Source organism: Clostridium sartagoforme (assembly GCF_039521405.1).
Taxonomy (GTDB): Bacteria; Bacillota; Clostridia; order Clostridiales; family Clostridiaceae; genus Clostridium; species Clostridium sartagoforme.
Genome location: NZ_BAAACH010000003.1, coordinates 153,516 through 170,697, shown reverse-complemented (window position 1 = coordinate 170,697; position 17,182 = coordinate 153,516). Strand labels below are relative to the sequence as shown.

Annotated in this window: 12 protein-coding genes; 7 read left to right on the top strand and 5 right to left on the bottom strand. The window is 29.3% G+C overall.

The genetic code is table 11. From position 1 onward, the window contains the following. The first annotated feature begins 35 nt into the window (after positions 1–35). The 4 genes from ABDZ60_RS01540 (at position 36) to ABDZ60_RS01525 (ending at position 4,006) form a co-directional block, all read left to right on the top strand. Positions 36–620: a DUF1836 domain-containing protein gene (locus ABDZ60_RS01540; protein WP_343775287.1), complete on the top strand. Its 585-nt coding sequence runs from the start codon at positions 36–38 to the stop codon at positions 618–620. Positions 621–795: 175 nt separating this feature from the next. Continuing rightward, complete coding sequence (locus ABDZ60_RS01535; protein ID WP_343775284.1) at positions 796–1,554, top strand: hypothetical protein; 759 nt, start codon at positions 796–798, stop codon at positions 1,552–1,554. A gap of 22 nt (positions 1,555–1,576) precedes the next feature. Beyond that, positions 1,577–2,107, top strand: a complete 531-nt coding sequence (locus tag ABDZ60_RS01530; RefSeq protein ID WP_016206971.1) for a sigma-70 family RNA polymerase sigma factor — start codon at positions 1,577–1,579, stop codon at positions 2,105–2,107. A gap of 231 nt (positions 2,108–2,338) precedes the next feature. Then, a complete protein-coding gene (locus ABDZ60_RS01525) occupies positions 2,339–4,006 on the top strand; it encodes a flavin monoamine oxidase family protein (RefSeq protein ID WP_343775379.1) in 1,668 nt (555 codons plus the stop codon). Positions 4,007–4,095: 89 nt separating this feature from the next. On the opposite strand, the gene ABDZ60_RS01520 is transcribed toward ABDZ60_RS01525, so the two are convergent. After that, complete coding sequence (locus ABDZ60_RS01520; protein ID WP_343775279.1) at positions 4,096–4,782, bottom strand: YjjG family noncanonical pyrimidine nucleotidase; 687 nt, start codon at positions 4,780–4,782, stop codon at positions 4,096–4,098. A gap of 151 nt (positions 4,783–4,933) precedes the next feature. Then, positions 4,934–5,671 carry a MerR family transcriptional regulator gene (locus tag ABDZ60_RS01515; protein WP_343775276.1) on the bottom strand — a complete coding sequence of 246 codons (738 nt, stop codon included), beginning with the start codon at positions 5,669–5,671 and terminating at the stop codon, positions 4,934–4,936. A 223-nt stretch (positions 5,672–5,894) separates the two neighbouring features. Between ABDZ60_RS01515 and ABDZ60_RS01510 the strand changes: the two genes are divergently transcribed. Then, entirely contained in the window at positions 5,895–6,536 is a 642-nt protein-coding gene (locus ABDZ60_RS01510; RefSeq protein WP_343775273.1) for a pentapeptide repeat-containing protein, read from the top strand. A gap of 141 nt (positions 6,537–6,677) precedes the next feature. On the opposite strand, the gene ABDZ60_RS01505 is transcribed toward ABDZ60_RS01510, so the two are convergent. The 3 genes from ABDZ60_RS01505 to ABDZ60_RS01495 all read right to left on the bottom strand — a co-directional run bounded on the left by ABDZ60_RS01505 (position 6,678) and on the right by ABDZ60_RS01495 (position 12,803). Continuing rightward, complete coding sequence (locus ABDZ60_RS01505) at positions 6,678–8,906, bottom strand: glycosyl hydrolase family 18 protein (RefSeq protein ID WP_343775270.1); 2,229 nt, start codon at positions 8,904–8,906, stop codon at positions 6,678–6,680. Positions 8,907–8,996: 90 nt separating this feature from the next. Further along, the gene (locus ABDZ60_RS01500; RefSeq protein WP_343775267.1) at positions 8,997–11,270 is read right to left on the bottom strand and encodes a glycosyl hydrolase family 18 protein; all 2,274 of its coding nucleotides are present in this window, start codon (positions 11,268–11,270) and stop codon (positions 8,997–8,999) included. A gap of 39 nt (positions 11,271–11,309) precedes the next feature. Beyond that, positions 11,310–12,803: an immunoglobulin-like domain-containing protein gene (locus ABDZ60_RS01495; RefSeq protein ID WP_343775264.1), complete on the bottom strand. Its 1,494-nt coding sequence runs from the start codon at positions 12,801–12,803 to the stop codon at positions 11,310–11,312. Between the two features lie 706 nt (positions 12,804–13,509). On the opposite strand from ABDZ60_RS01495, the gene ABDZ60_RS01490 reads away from it, so the two are divergent. Together ABDZ60_RS01490 and ABDZ60_RS01485 are read left to right on the top strand one after the other, a co-directional pair. Continuing rightward, on the top strand, positions 13,510–15,309 hold the full coding sequence (locus ABDZ60_RS01490) for a S8 family peptidase (RefSeq protein ID WP_343775261.1): 1,800 nt from the start codon (positions 13,510–13,512) through the stop codon (positions 15,307–15,309). A 9-nt stretch (positions 15,310–15,318) separates the two neighbouring features. Further along, positions 15,319–17,073 (top strand): S8 family peptidase, encoded by a 1,755-nt coding sequence (locus ABDZ60_RS01485; RefSeq protein WP_343775258.1) that lies wholly within the window; start codon positions 15,319–15,321, stop codon positions 17,071–17,073. Positions 17,074–17,182 lie beyond the last annotated feature (109 nt).

The window sequence follows — 17,182 nt, the reverse complement described above, 5'->3', positions numbered from 1 at the left end:
TAATAAGTAGTTTATGAAACTACGTGGAGGTACATATGAATATTACTGAATTAATAGAAAAATTTGATGAACTAAATTTAAATAATCAATTAACATTAGAAGAAATTCCTGAAATAGATTTATATATGGATCAAGTGATCCAACTTTTTGATGGTAAATTTAATGAGTCTAAAAGAAATGAAGAAGATAAAGCATTGACCAAAACAATGATTAATAATTATGCAAAGGGCAAACTTTTAATGTCTATTAAAAATAAAAAGTATAGTAAAGAACATTTAATATTAATGAGTCTTATTTATAATTTAAAAGGTGCATTATCAATAGGGGATATAAAAAGTTCATTAGATAAAATAGTTAAAGATTTAGAATCTAAAGAAAGTTATCCAATAAGAAATTTATACAATTTATATTTAAGTCAATATGAAGAAGATTTAAAAGATGTAAAAAAATCTATTGAAAATAAATTTGATAGTATAAATGAGATGATTTTAAAAGAAGAAGAATTAAATTCAGATGAATTCGAGAAAAATTTTTTGTTGCTTTGTTCACTGATTAACATGAGTAATACTTATAGAAAAATGGGTGAAAAATTAATAGATGATTATTTTAGTAAACTATAAGAGATATTAATATGAAAATACATAAAGACCTACTATTTATGAAAACAAATTTATAAGTAGTAGGTCTTTTCACTAAAAAATAACGCTAAATATTTGGAAAAAATTATATTATATGTCCAAAATAAGGTGAGTTATTTCGTATATAAGGTAAAGGAAATAATAAAGGAGATTTAATATGAATGATAGAGAAATATTTAAAGAGCTTAATGGCATTAATTATAATGAGCAAGAAATTAAAGAATATATAAATTTTTCTAATATTGAGGATAAGAAATTAAGCAGCATAACAAATGATGTAAAAACAAATTTAGCAAAAGAAAAACTTATGGAAGCTTGTATTTATGTTGAAGAAAGATTATTAGAAAAGGATGAAGTAATAGAAAAGATAATAAAGGGTACAGATCCAGATATGCTTATGGTAGCTACTGGAGCAAATTTAATGGTTAATGCACCTTTTATGACTGGGGATGGATATTCTTTTAATGTATTAATGTTTTGTACTAATAAAAGAATTATATTAGTTAATTCAAATTATTATAATAGAATGCAAGGAATAAAAATATATAATAAAGAAGAGATAAAAGATATGCTGGTTGGAAAAGATGTAAAGAAAAAGTATAGATTTAAAATTCAATTAGATTATAAGAGAAATAAGAAAGGTGCAATAGCAAGCTTATTATTTATGCTATTTATGACACACGTACTTTCAAATGTATTATCAAAGTTTGCATATATGCTATTAGGGGAATCTGAATTAATAGGGGCTGTGACTTATTTTATTTTAATAATACCTATCGCTTATTTCTTTCTTACCAGGAAAAAACTTGAGTCAGAAGTTCTTATAGAATTTAGTAATGGTAAGTTTAAGGATTTATTAATAAGAAATGTAGACTGTGATGAAATACAAGAATATTTATCTGATAAATATAAATAATTTTCTATAGGGGGATAGTGTTTTGGAAGATAATGAAATACTTTTGGACTTAATGAATGGCGAGCAATTTGCATTAGATAATTTATCAAGAACTTATGGGAAATTAATTTATGGAGTAATAAATAAGGTTCTTTGTGATTATTCAGAGATAAATGATGTGGATGAATGCTTTAATGATGTTTTAATAGCTCTTTGGAGAAATATAGATTGCTATGATAGAACAAAGGGAAGTTTAAGAAATTTTTTAATTTCAGTTGCTAAATATAAGGCTATTGATTATAAACGAAAAATAAATAAAAGAAAAATAAATTTAGAACTTAAGGAAGAAATTATAGATATTGGAATAAATGAAAATATGGAATTAGATAATGAAGAATTTTATATTTTATTAGAAAGTTTAAAGGAGGAAGATAAGAAAATATTTATAAAAAGGTATTTACTTGATGAGTCAATAGAAAAAATATCTGGAGATTTAAAGTTAAGTAAAGATTTAATTTATAAAAGACTAAGCAGAGGAAGAGATAAGATTAAAAACGAGTTAATAAATAGTTAATATTTATATATTTTATTCAAAAATTAAAACAGTTAAAGGAATTTTATAATAACTACCTATACGAAATTAAAATAATTTATTAAATTAATGATTATATAATGCTATTATTGATAACATTAGCATAAAATTAATAGAGTAATTAATGCAATTATTAATTTAAAGGAGTATGAGTTCTTGTATAGAGTTAATTATATTCAGCCAAATAATCCCACATATGAAGAAAGAAAGAATATGGTCAGAATAGCACTTGCGGAAGTAGGAAGGTTAGAAGACTTTGATAATTTACTGGAATTACTTGCGCCGCCAAAGGAGATTACAAATATTGCTTCACCTGGTATTGCTAAAGGAAAAGGGATTAAAGTAGGAATTATAGGAGCTGGAGTGGCAGGGTTATCTGCTGCATTTGAACTTAGAAAACTTGGTTTTGATATAACTATATTTGAACAACAAAAGCAAAGAATAGGAGGAAGGATATATACTCACTATTTCGATAAAGAAAGAGATCTTTATGGTGAATTAGGGGCAATGAGAATACCAGCAATACATGAAGCAGCATGGAATTATATAGATCTTTTCAAGTTGCCAACAAGTAAGTTTGTTGAAAATAATCCCAATACGTATATATATATAAGGAATACTCGCGTAAGAAATGACCCACAAGGGATAGGGGTTTCAAGAGAAATATATCCACAATTCAATTTGACAGCAGCTGAGAAAGAGTTGTCATGGAGACAGCTTATAGGATTAGGGCTAGAAAAGGAATTATATAAAATAGACCCAGAAACAAGAAGGGAATTAGTAGAGATAAAAAAAGAATACTCACCTCAAATAAATGCATTAGGGGATTTGAGTATAAGAAGAGTAATGGAGTTAAATGGATTAAGCCAAGGTGCCATGGAATTAATAGCTTCAATAAGCAGCTTTTTAGGATATTTTTATTATAATAGTTACATGGAAAACTTACAGGAGCAGTATACTGTGGATTATGCTTTCAGGTATTATATAAATGGAGGATTTGCAAATTTACCAAATGCTTTTTATAACTCATTAATATCGGGAAATCCAAAAGAATATATAAATATACCCCAAAGTGATTTAGGGACTGTGACTTTTAAAATGGGTAGAAGTGTAAATGAAATGCACCTAGATAGTGATAAAAATAAGGTCCGTATTTATTATAGCTATGAAGATAGACCAGAGCCAGTATATTCTGAAGAATTTGACTATGTAATTTGTGCAATTCCCTTTTCTTCACTTAGAAATATTGATTTATATCCAATGTTTTCTACAGATAAAATGCAAGCCATAAGGGCCTTAAATTATACTCAATCACAAAAAACATTATTTTTATGTAATGACCGTTTTTGGGAAAAGGATCCGGCTAAAATAGTGGGAGGAAGCTCTATAACGGACTTAGTTATATCAACAATATGGTACCCAAATAACCCTACTATAAATAATACTAATAGAAGAAGAAAGGAATCTAAGAAGCATAAGAGACAAATAACGTGGGACAATCCTGGGGTACTTTTAGCATCGTATAATTTAAATCAAGATGCAATAAGATTGGGAAATAATCAGCCCTATATTGATAGAGTAAAAAGACAAGTAGAAAATGTTCATGGTCTACCATTAGATTACCTTAACTCAATAGTTGAAGATTATAAACTAATACAATGGGACCAAGAAGATGGCTTTTTTGGCGCATTTTGTTATTATTTACCACAACAACAAAGATTATTTGCTTATTCTTCAGCAAAATCAGAATATAATGAAAGAGTTTATTTTGCAGGTGAACATGTATCAACGGCACACGGATGGCTTCAAGGTTCTTTTAATAGTGCTATGAAGGCAGCCAATGATATAGCTGCTCATTATAAAAATAATTTTATTAATTAAAGCAAAATAATATTATAAAAAGTATATTAATAGATTACCTTGATGTTGATCTATTAATATACTTTTTTTTAGGGATTATTATTAACTATTTAATCTAAAATGCTTTTTAAATCCATTAAGCAATTAATTTCATAAGTAGGTGTAATCTTTGATTTATTAGTACTTTTATTAGGGTTATACCAACAAGTATCTATACCGAAGTTTATACCACCTTGTATATCTGAGGTTAAGCTATCTCCAACCATTAAAACTTTACTTTTATCAGTATAATTAATAGAACTTAAGGTAATTTCAAATATTTTTGGATCTGGTTTAGCTACTTGTAATTCTTCTGATATAGCTATAGTTTCAAAATAATTAGAAATAATAGATTTTCCAACTCTTTTATTTTGAACTTCTTTTAATCCATTAGTAATTATAGCAAGTCTATGGTTTTTGCTTATATCTTCAATTAACTGAACACTTTCATTATATAAAAAAGAAGCATCAGATAAATGATTCATGTAAGCTCTAGCAAAATCTACTTCATTAAAATATATCCCAAGTTTATTTGATAATCTTTTAAATCTCTCGACTTTTAACATTTCTTGGGAAATACTGCCTTCTTCAAATTCTTTCCATAATTTAGCGTTTATATCTGAATAAATTTTTAAATGATAATCTTCATTATAGCTTAAATTAAACTCACACATAGAGTTCTCAAAAGCATATTTTTCAGATTTTCTAAAATCAAATAAGGTTTCATCTGCATCAAATAATATAAGTTCGTATTTCATATTAACCCCCATATAATTAATATTTACTAAGCGTATTGCTTATATAATAAACTGTCATAACCTTATAATTAAATTACAGTATTTATATTAATTTGGATATGACATATGTCATTATATGAGAGAAGTCATTAAATATTTTTAGAAAAATATTCTATAAAGAAGCATAGTGCTCAGCTGCGATACAAATAAAGTAACTTAATCCAGTTTGTATATTTTCTAGCATTTCGCGATGAAATTCATCAGATAAAAAGAATCGTGATTGTGCTACAAAGCCGTCTTTATCAATTTCTATATCATTTTTTAAGAAATTAATATGATTTTTAATGGCTTCCATTATCTTACCATCATTAGGACTTAAATTATTTTTTAGTGAATTAGCCATGAAATCCATAAACTTAGTAGCTTCAGCTGCCTTTTTATTCATTTCATTAGTATTTATTTCATCTGTATTTAATTCTATATTATATTTATTTTCTAAATGTTTATTTTGATCTTTAAAGATAACTGTCCAATCTTCCTTATTTAAACCTGTAAACATATTTTCCTTATTCATACTCTTACCATTCCTTTCATACTCTATTGTTTTATTTATTGTTTGTAAAATATTAGTCAACTTTTTTTGACGTGCTTCAAGTAGCTTTTGTTGTTCATATAGGATCATTAACCTATTTGGTTCACTTTCTAAAGAAACTTTTATCTTTTCTAATGAAAAGTCTAACTCTTTATAAAACAATATTTGTTGTAGTTTTTCAAGTTCTTTATCACCATAATATCTATAACCATTTTGAGTTATCTCTTGTGGTAGTAATAATCCTATTTTTTGATAGTGATAAAGAGTTTTTATTGTTGTTCCGGATAACCTTGCAACCTCTTTAACTGTATATAGCATTTTTCTCACCTCGTTTTCAGTATAAAGTCAGACCTAAGGTTGGAGTCAATAGAATTTATTATAATAAATTAGAAAAAACTTATTCAATATAAAAATGGTAATTTTAAGGAATTAGGGTTATAATGTATGATAAAAATAAATTTAATATAAATATTAAATCTATGAAGGATAATAAGCAAAATATATTTTATCAAATTAATAAAGGTGTGGTGAGTAATTTATTATGAAAAGCAGTAAGATTCAAAAGCCTAAGTTTCTAGATGAGCTTGAAGAAGTAATAGATATTACAGAAGAAATAATTGAAGCAGATAAAATTCAAAATAAGGTAGTAGAAAATATAACAATAGAAAATATGATGAGTAAGGGAATTACAATAGACTCTTGTATATTTAAGAATGTTATATTTGAAAACGCTTCACTTAGAAATATAGATTTATTAGATGCAATATTTGAAAATTGTGATTTATCTAATATTGACTTAGGTGATGGGAGCATACATAGAGTAGAATTTATTAATTGTAAGCTACTTGGAGCAAAATTAGATGAGTGTAATATAAAGGATGTAAAATTTCACGAGAATATTGGAAAATATATAAACTTATCTTATTCAAAGTTAAAAAATGTAAGTGTAGAAGAATGTAATTTTAAAGAAGGTATATTTCAACAGGTAAAGTTAGAAAAGGTTAGTTTTAATAATACTGATTTAACCAATGCATATTTTAGCAAAACATCATTAAATAAAGTAGATTTAACTACTTGTGAGATTACAGGTATAGATGTTGAAATAAATGATATATCAGGAGCAATAGTAAATAGTATTCAAGGCTTGGATTTAACTAGGTTAATGAATTTGACTATTAAGTAATAACCCAAAACAAATATTTAATACAAAGAAGAGGACAATAGAAAATTTTAAACTATAAAATTTTCTATTGTCTTTTTTAGATATGATTATTAAGTTTTTATAATTTAGTTAATGTTACTATAGAAAGGTTTTAGTATTAAATTAGTTAATTTTTTCCCAAGCACCCCATTGGTTTGTGCCAGGAGTTTCACCTTGTGTCCACCATTTAGCTCTATATTTAATACCGTTATACATAACAACGTCGCCAGCTACATAAGTCTTGGTTGGGCTATAGGTTGGGACTTCAGGATTTGTATTATCAACTACTGTGATTGTTACTTTAGCAGTAGTTACTAACCCCTTACTATCAGTAACTGAATAAGTTAAATTGTAACTTCCAGCTTTAGTTGTATCAACTGTGCCAGAAACAATTATTTTATTAGTTAAATCACCATCTTCCTTGTCAGAGGCAGTAATGCCTGCCAAAGGATTAAATGAATCACCTAAATTTATTGAAGCATTTGAAATACCTTTTAATGTTGGAGCGAAGTTTCCATTTACAGGCACGTTAGATGGGTTCATTCCATTAAAGGTTAAGTTTTTAACTCCTCCAAAGCATAGTTTAATTGATCCTGCTAATGAAGCAGTTTCTCCAACTTCAAGATTTTGCCATCCTGATGATGTTATTGTAACTCTATTAAAGTCTCCAATATCTTCAATTGTTGCAGTTCCGCCTTGAGGTTGAGCAAATATTGCTGATTTAGGTAAATCAAAACTTACCTTCCAGCCCTTATCTATTGCCTTGTCTGTTTTATTTGTAACTTTGATATCATAAGTGTAATTTGGATGATCATATTTTCCTCCAAATATAACCTCTACATCAGTTTGAGATAATCCAGGAATGGAATCATCGGTTACTTTACAATTACCTATTGAGTCTAAGCCAGATTTTAATCTACTTGTTAAAGTATCTCCAAAAGTATATTTTCCTTCATTTATATTAGTAGAGCCTGGTTTATAATTAGGATTTGAACCAAAGTCTCCATTCATTACCCATATTAGTGCTCCACCTAAGTTTTTATTTTTAATATATTCTACTCTTTTATCTATTGACTTTTCATTTTCAAAAGATAGGAATACTTTCTTTTCATTCTGCCAAACGTATGGAACTCCACCAACTTCATCAAAATAAACTTTTAGGTTTGGATCACTTTCCATTAAGTTTAATACATGCCACAATGGGTTTGCGCCTGCAGGGTCTAAGACACCATTATTATCTACGTCATCTCCCCAAACATTGTATATTCCAGTAGCAGGTGTTCTACTAGAACCGTGTAATCCATTAGTTCCACCTTGTACATTTTCCCATCCTCTTGTATAGTAAGGGATTCCCATAATTATTTTTTCAGGAGGTAATACTCCTCTATAGTATTTATAAGCCCAATCCATATTTAATGTAGGCATGGCCATTTGTATAGTTTCTCTATCAGCTGGATCAGGATATATATTAGCTAAGTTTTCGACAAACTCATTCCAACCACCGTGGAAGTCATAAGACATTACACTAAGAAAATCTAAATATTGAGCATAGGAATTATCAGTCATTCCGCCAAGAACCCATGAAGATGCAGTTACTGCAGCTGTTTCAAGATATTTCTTACCATCTTGCTTTCCAGCAGAATCAAGCTTTTCTCTTAATGTCTTCATTAATAGATTATATCTTTCGTTTAGCTTGCCTCTTCTAGGTTCAGCTAAATCTTGATCAGCTGGATTACCTGAAGTTGATGTTGCAGATGGATATTCGAAGTCTATATCTATACCATCAAAGTTGTACTTTCTTATAAATTCAACGCATGAATCAGCAAAAGTATTTATATCTTGATCAGTATCCAGCATTGTATAAAAACCTCTACTACCAGCCCATCCTCCAACAGACATTAATAGCTTTACGTCTGGATATTGTTTTTTCATTGTTTGAAGAACATTAAAGTGTCCTTTATATGGGAGAGTTGGATCAAGAGTAACAGCCTTACCATTGTGAGTTAATGGATGGTCTGCAAATGTTTCTTCAATAGCTGCATGCTTATCTCCAAGTGTTATTTTATTAGTGGTCGGATCAATCATTCCAAAGGAATACTGAATGTGAGTTAAGGATTGCCATTGTAAATCAGCAGCATCAAAGTATCCTTGGGATTCACTTTTATATGCCCATTCAGGAAAATATCCAATTACTTTTCTACTTAAATCTGTATCATTAAGATCAGAAGCTGTTGGTGTTATATTTTCGTTATTATTTACCACAGCAGCTTGAGGTTGTATTGATATATTAAAAAGTGTAAATAGTGAAAGTGTTATTCCAGTTACTATTCGCTTAATTTTGATCTTTTTCATATTTTACCTCCATAATACTAATTTAAAAAGTTGATAGAAGTGGCTAACAAATAAGGTTAGCCATCTTCAAATTATAAATATCTAGGTATACTAACTAATCTTTTCCCAAGCACCCCATTGACTTGCACCAGGAGTTTCACCTTGTGTCCACCATTTAGCTCTATATTTAACACCGTTATACATAACAACATCGCCAGCTACATAAGCTTTGGTTGGGCTATAGGTTGGTATTTCAGGAATTGTATTATCAACTACTGTGATTGTTGCTTTAGCAGTAGCACTTAAACCTTTACTATCAGTAACTGAATAAGTTAAATTGTAAGTTCCAGCTTTAGTTGTATCAACAGTACCAGAAACAATTATTTTATTTGTTAAATCACCATCTTCTTTATCAGAGGCAGTTATACCAGCTAAAGGATTAAAAGAATCGCCAATGTATATTTGTTTATTAGTAGCCCCATTAATTACTGGAGAAGTATTATCTTCTGGAGATGTTGCGTTACCATAAATAAATTGTCTTCCCATTTCAGGAGATGTTGAATACATTCTTTGTGATAATTCAACACTTACTAAACCATTTAGGTTATCTATAGATTCAGCAATGTTTAAATCAAAAGATACTGTTTGACCAGGTTTCATAAGCTTTCCATCATATGATCCAGAAAAGTCTATTACGTAATATCCGTTTTCTTGCTTAACTGCAGGACTTGGATATTGAGCACCTGTTATAGTAATACCATTTGTCTTAATATAAAGCTTTACATTTTTTAAAGTTTTAGCTGCAGTTTCAACAGAACTAAGAACTTCTCCAGATTCAATTAGCTTTTCATTATTTGTAAAGCTTAAATTTATCACGCTACCGCTTCCCCATGCAGGTTTACTTGTAGTTAATTTAGAAGTCACATTAAGCTTATTATAAGTTATGGTATAGTTGTCTAGACTGACGGATCCAAATAATGCTTCCTTGGTTACTTTTGTAAGTTCATCATGTTTAGTAGATGTTGTTTTAGCATCTTGTGAAGCCATCCAAGCAATCATTCCACCTAAGTTATGCTCTTTAACATATTTAACTTTTTCTTGTATTGATCTTGCATTATCGTAGGTAAAGAATGCACCTGTTGTTTCATTATATAAATAAGGAGCTTTAGCACTATCGTCCCAATATTCTTTTAGGCCAGTATATTTTGATTTTAGTTGGTTAAGAGCATTGTATGACCATACTCCACCAGCACGACCACCTTCACCATTTTTTATAGGAGCTTCATTAAGAGCTCCTGGAGTTGGAGTAAGGTCTGCATCTTTATTAACAACTGCAGCTGTTCCAAACAACCCAGGATTAGAAGCATCTGGTCCATTATTGCTTACTTTTTCCCAGCCACGTGTATAATAAGCTGCTCCAATAACTATTTTTTCTGGTTTAGCTCCATTTGCAATATAATAATTAACGCTTTCATCAACAGAAAGGCATTCTCCTTTAAATGGAGAATTAGGATTAGTGTAAAGTGCTGTTTGATGACCGCTAACTGTACTCCATGCACCAGCCATATCGTAAGTCATAATATTTGCAAAATCAACTACATTAAATAATTTTGCTACATCTATTCCTTCATCAACTTTAGCTTTACCAGCAGGGATAGCAACTGAAAGTTCATAAGTTTTTCCAAGCTCAGCACCTTGTTTATTTAAAGCATTCTTTAAATCTTGCAATAAAATTATGAAGTTTTCTTTGTCAGCAGGAGTTGCTTTAGTAGTTCCTTCGTCGTTAGTATTATCAACTTTATCTGGATCTCTAAGGCTAGCTGGATACTCCCAATCTATATCAACAAAATCCATATTAGTATATTTAATAAATGCCATAACATTTTTTACAAAGCTTGCTCTTACTGATGGATTAGCAGCTATAACTGAGAAGTCACCTGATTTAGACCAGCCACCTAAAGATACTCCTATTTTTAGGTTAGGATTTTCACTTTTTAATACTTGAAATGCATTTAGAATACCGCCATTTACATCTCCATAGGTTACGCCAGCATTTCCTAAAGGATGACCAGTAGCAGCATCTTTATCAGTGAATTTTAAAACACCTTGTGCATCAAAATCTACAAATGCAAAATTAAGGTGAGTTAATTGATCAGCAGGAATATCCTTAGGATAGAAGTTGCCTTGACCTCCCCAAATTGACCAGTCTCCATAATACATTACATTACGATACTTTTGAGTAGATTGTTGAACTGCATTAGGTGCAAAATCGGTAGTTTTATTAACAGTAGCCCTAACTGGAGTAACACCTGTTATAAGCATTGCTGCTATTGCTGTTAATGCAACAATAGGCTTTGATTTTTTATAAAGTTTTTTCCTTATCATAATATTAAATCCCCTTTACAAATAAATTTCCAATCTTATTTAATTTATTTTTTCCCATGGGCCCCATTGAGCTGCACCAGGGGTTTCTCCTTGAGTCCACCATTTAGCTTTATACATAACTCCATTGTATAAAACTATATCTCCAGCTACATATACCTTAGTTGAACTGTATGTCTGAACTGAAGAATCGATTACTGTTATTTTAGAACTTACAGTAGTTGATAAGCCTTTACTATCAGAAACTGTATAGTTTACATTGTAGATTCCAGCTTTAGATGTATCAACTAAGCCAGTAACAATAATCTTATTAGTTAAATCACCATCTTCTTTGTCAGATGCAGTAACTCCTGCTAGAGGGCTAAATGTAGCTCCAATATTAATTTGTTTATCTGTAACACCGCTAATCACTGGAGCAGTATTATCGCTAGGAATTGCTGGTGAACCAAATTTAGAAAATATCTTTGAATGTTCATACTGAGAAGTTATTCCTTGATTACTTTCTATTTGAGAATCTCTATTTAGTGACCAATAAGAGGTCATTCCAATATTTTTAGATTTAGCATGGTCAACTACTAATTGAGACCATGCTGGAGTAAATATAGGATCTGAAGAGCTTTCATATCCTACAGATACTGTAGCACCAATTTTTGAATAAGCCTCAGAATCAGATAAAGTAGTATTAGCAAATTTTTGGTAAGCTTCTTTTATTTGATTCTTTGTTGAGTCTATTGCTCGCATTGAGGCTGTGCCATAATTTTCTCCAGGTAGCAAAGTACCACTTCCATAGCACATAGCCATTATATTTATATATTTTAGAGTAACATTATTAGATAAATAGGCATCTAATAAATCTATTTGAGTTTGAGTTAAACCAGATGGTAAAACAGGAACGGTTAATGTCACTTCTACTCCTGTAGTATCTTGTAACATCTTTACAGCCTTTGCATTAGCAATATTGCTTTGTTTATTTTGGGCTCCGCCTTCAACATCAAGATCTATTCTTGTTAATGCATATCCATTCACTATTTCTAAATAGGTATTATAAAGAACATTAACATCTTGAGAAGTTTGCCAAAATGCAGTTCCACCAGCACCACCAAAGGATATAGCTGCATCACCACCAATTGCTCTTAGGTCTTTTAGAGACTGTTTTATTCCGTTGTATTGACTATCATTTTTACCTTCGCTTAAAACAGAATATCCTCCCCAGCCCCAATTAATTTTTCCATTTGTAACACTACCAGTTGATTGTATAAAAGCTAAGTTAAAGTATTTTATGCCAGTTTCATCTGATAGCTTTTTAAGATTAGCAGCTCCTCCGCCATCATTCCCCATATAATATCCATTTTTAGTTACCCAGCCAACCATATCAACATAGGGAGCATTAACTTGGACAGGCCAGTTTTTTATTCCAATACCAGCATTATAACTACCAACATTTGTAGCTGCCTTAGTAATAAATGAAGTAGATGTAAGTGTAACGAAAGCTATCAAAAGTGTGCAAATAACTTTTTTAAGAAAGTTTTTCTTCAATTATATTTACCTCCTAACAATATATTTATTTATTCTCATCTGTATATTGAATGAGGATCTTTTTGGAGTAGGTAAATATCTAATAATTTGATATTAGATTTAAAGTAAGTTAGGTATTTTTATAAAAATAAGAGACTCACTTTAAACATTTGTACATCTAAAAGGAAAAAATCAGGTGTTTATTAAAAACTTAAGAACACTTTAATTAGTATACAAAATGCGCATTTTATACACTAAGAAATGTTTATAAAAGAGTTTGTTAGATATTCCAATAAAGTACTTGGATACTAAATGGAACATATTAAATGTAATTTATTAGGATTTGTCTGAAGTGTTTATTAGTTCCTATATTGATTGAAGTGACAATGAGTTTTTTAGGAACAAAAAGGTTAATAAATAATAAGCGATGATGCTTAGTATTTCATCGAAGGTAACGATATCACCTCCTTTACAATAAATGGAACACACCATTTATTTACAATATAAACTATTAGTAAATTAATAGCAATACATTTAAATAAAAAGTCGAACGATTAACAGTATTTTACAAATTTTGTATGTTATTTACGAATTGGAATTAAAAAGAATAGAGTGAATAGAATTAAAAAATATAGAGTGTTGAATTTAAAATAATAAATATATAAATTATAAGCGATATGATAAAAAGCACATATGATATATTATTAATTTCTTTGAGAGGATATGTATGGAAAATACTGTTGGATGTAAAAACTATTTAGATGAAAATTCTCCTGGATATGTAGTTGAATATAGGGGTAATTTTAAAGATGAAATTGATAAAGTTGATTATGCTTGTGGAGATATAATTACAGAAAATCTAGCAGTTGTATCTGTAAGTGAAAAAAATTTAGATAGATTAAGAAATGATGTACCTTCAATTGCTTTTGTGGAGACAAGAGGAATATATGTATTACAAGATATACCTCCAGTAAATATAGATAGTATATATAACATAAAAATTAACCCTTATTTAAACTTAACAGGCAAAGGTGTAACAATAGGTATAATTGATACTGGAATAGATTATTTAAATAAGGAGTTTATAAGGGAAGATGGGACATCGAGAATAATTAAAATATGGGATCAGACAGTGACTAAAAATACAAAAGGTAATGTATATATAGGTTCTGAATATTCTAATGATGATATAAATAGAGCAATTGCTAATAGCAAGAAAGGATTAGATCCATATGAAATAGTACCAAGCAAAGATGAAGTAGGGCATGGAACTAGCATGGCAGGAATAATAGGAGCGCGAGGATATAACCCTGATATAGAAGGTGTTGCTAATGATTGTGAATTTATAATAGTAAAACTATTACCATCTCCTAATTACCAAAAAATATTAAGAGAAAATAATTTACCTATTATACCTGCTTATAATAGTTCTGAAGTATTATCCTCAATTGAGTATTTAAGAAGATCAGCATATAAATTAAGAAGGCCAATAATATTATATTTAGGGGTTGGCAGTTATAATGGTAGCCATGATGGATATAATATCACAAGCAGATTTATAACATCAATTGCAAGAAAACGGGATATAGTGTTTGTAAATGGTACTGGTAATGCAGGAAATGATGAGGGGCATGCTACTAATTTTATATCAAACAATGGAGAAATTAAAACTACAGAGTTATTAATGGCTAAAGAAATGAAAATATTTACTTTACATGTTTGGATTCAAAGGCCAAATAAGATGGCATTAAATATAATAGCACCAAGTGGAGAAGAGTCTGGATTTATTAATCCTAATATTAAATCAAAGGATAATAGGGCTTTTTATTTAATAAATACTAAAGTTGAAATAATATGCTATGATCCAGAAAGCTATACTGGGCATCAAGTATTCATACTGAATTTTACTGATATAAAACCAGGAATTTGGATGATAAAGATGAGAGGACAATATATAGCAAATGGTAGATATGACATATGGTTGCCAGATAAACATCTTTTACCAAATGGTACAAAATTTTTAAATTCAAATCCAGATAATACATTAACTATACCTTCTATGGCTAAAAACTTAATAACAGTATCTTATTATGATGGAACAAATAATAGTCTGGTTTCTTCATCTGGAAGGGGATTTAATACAAATGGGTTAATTAATCCAGACATAGCTACGGAGGGGATAAATATATTAACTATATCAGCAGGTTCTGATAAGGTAACTAAGGTAAGTGGAAGTTCAGCGGCAACTGCAATAGTTGTAGGTGTATGTGCTTTACTAATTCAATGGGCTATATCAGATGGAAATGATTTATCTATGTACTCGATCAAGCTCAGGAGCTTATTAATATATGCAGCAGATAGAGATAGTATGTACGAGTATCCTAATGAATCTTTAGGTTACGGAAAATTAAATTTACAAGAAATTTTCAAAATACTTGGTGGTAATTATAGGATTAATAATGATATTGAATATTTAATTGGAAACTTATTTGTTAGGATTCCAAATGATATTATAAATAATGAGTAGGAGGTATTGATGGAAAATAATATTACAATAGTTCCAGAATATATATTTGGAAGTGAAAATTATATAAGTTATTTAGTTGAATATATAGGAGAGTTTAATGAAATGTTACTAAACAATCCAGGAATTTATGTGATAATAATTAATGACGATTATGCTTCTGTTTATATTAAATCAAGCCTTATAAAAGATATAGCCAATACTATGGAAATACTTAATTTGATAAATGATTTTTATAAATCAAGTAATTTTGAAATAGTTTATGTATTGCCACCTGAAGTTTATACCCTTCAAGCAATATCAGCTATTGAAGCATCACAAGTAGGTATATTGCAAGTTGAATTACCTTTAAATTTAAGAGGAAAAGGTGTAGTAGTTGGAATAATAGATACTGGAATAGATTATTTAAGTGATGAATTTAAAGATATTCATGGAAAAACTAGAATAAGTGAGATATGGGATCAAAGCATAGGATCTAATACCCAAATTAATAACATAGTTTTAGGAACTGTATATAAGAAGGACCAAATAAATAATGCCATAGATGCATATAATAACGGAGAAAATCCATATGATATAGTTCCAAGCAAAGATAAAATTGGGCATGGAACTAATGTGGCAGGAATAGTTGGAGCAACAGGTAAAAATCCAAACTTAAAAGGCGTAGCACCTGAATGTGAACTGGTGATTGTAAAATTGGTACAGTCCAATTTCATAAAAAGGGCTTATGAAGTTGACATTCCGGTATATAATATTACATCAATTTTTATGGCTATAGAGTATTTAAAAAATTACAGTATATCAGAAGGTAAACCAATGGTTATATTACTACCTTTAGGAACTAATAGTGGTAATCATAGGGGAGATCATGTTTTAGATAATTATATAGCATCAATATCTAGAAATATTGGACTTGTTATTGTGACAGGAAGTGGAAATGAAGGGATACAAGATCTTCATACATCAGGGCTTATTAAAAATAAAAATGAGTATGAATCAATAGAAATGATAGTAGAAAAAGGACAAAAATTTTTATCAATGGAAGTTTGGGTTGATTTACCTAATGTAATTGAAATTAATATAATAGCTCCATCAGGTGCAGATACTGGATTTATTCCAGCTATATTAAATATAAATAAAAAACATTCTTTTATATTTGAGCAGACAACAGCATTCATATATTACAATGTTCCAGAGGAATATACAGGAGATCAATTAATAAGAATATATTTTAAGGATATACAACCAGGTATATGGAAAATTGCTATTAGATTAAGGCTTGGTAAGATGGCAACATATAATGCGTGGTTGTTACAAAAAGGATTAACCCTTCAGGGGACAAGATTTATGTCAAGCAATCAATATGGTACTATAACCATACCAGGAGATTCACCGTTCATTATTACTGTAGCTGCATATAATCAAAATAATAATAATTTATTGGCATATTCAGGAGTGGCTTTTAGAGATAAATATGAAGATACAATTGATTTTGCAGCAGGAGGATCTAATACTATGACAGTGGGTATAGATAATAGAATTGATATTATAAATGGAAGTAGTTTGGCAGCGGCTATAGGAGCTGGTGCATGTGTTTTGTTGTTTGAATGGGGAATAATTAATAAGAATTATCCTTATATGTATTCACAGAGTATAAAGACTTTTTTAAGTAGAGGAACTATGCAAAGACAAGGAGATAAATATCCTAATCCACAATTAGGATATGGAATAATTAATTTTTATAAAATATTTGAAAATATGCTATAGCTACATAGTATTAGTCTATGTATATATAGTTTAATACTATATAATATTTATATATTAAATTAAATATATAAATTAAAGGTATATTAATCAATTATATAATATATTAGAA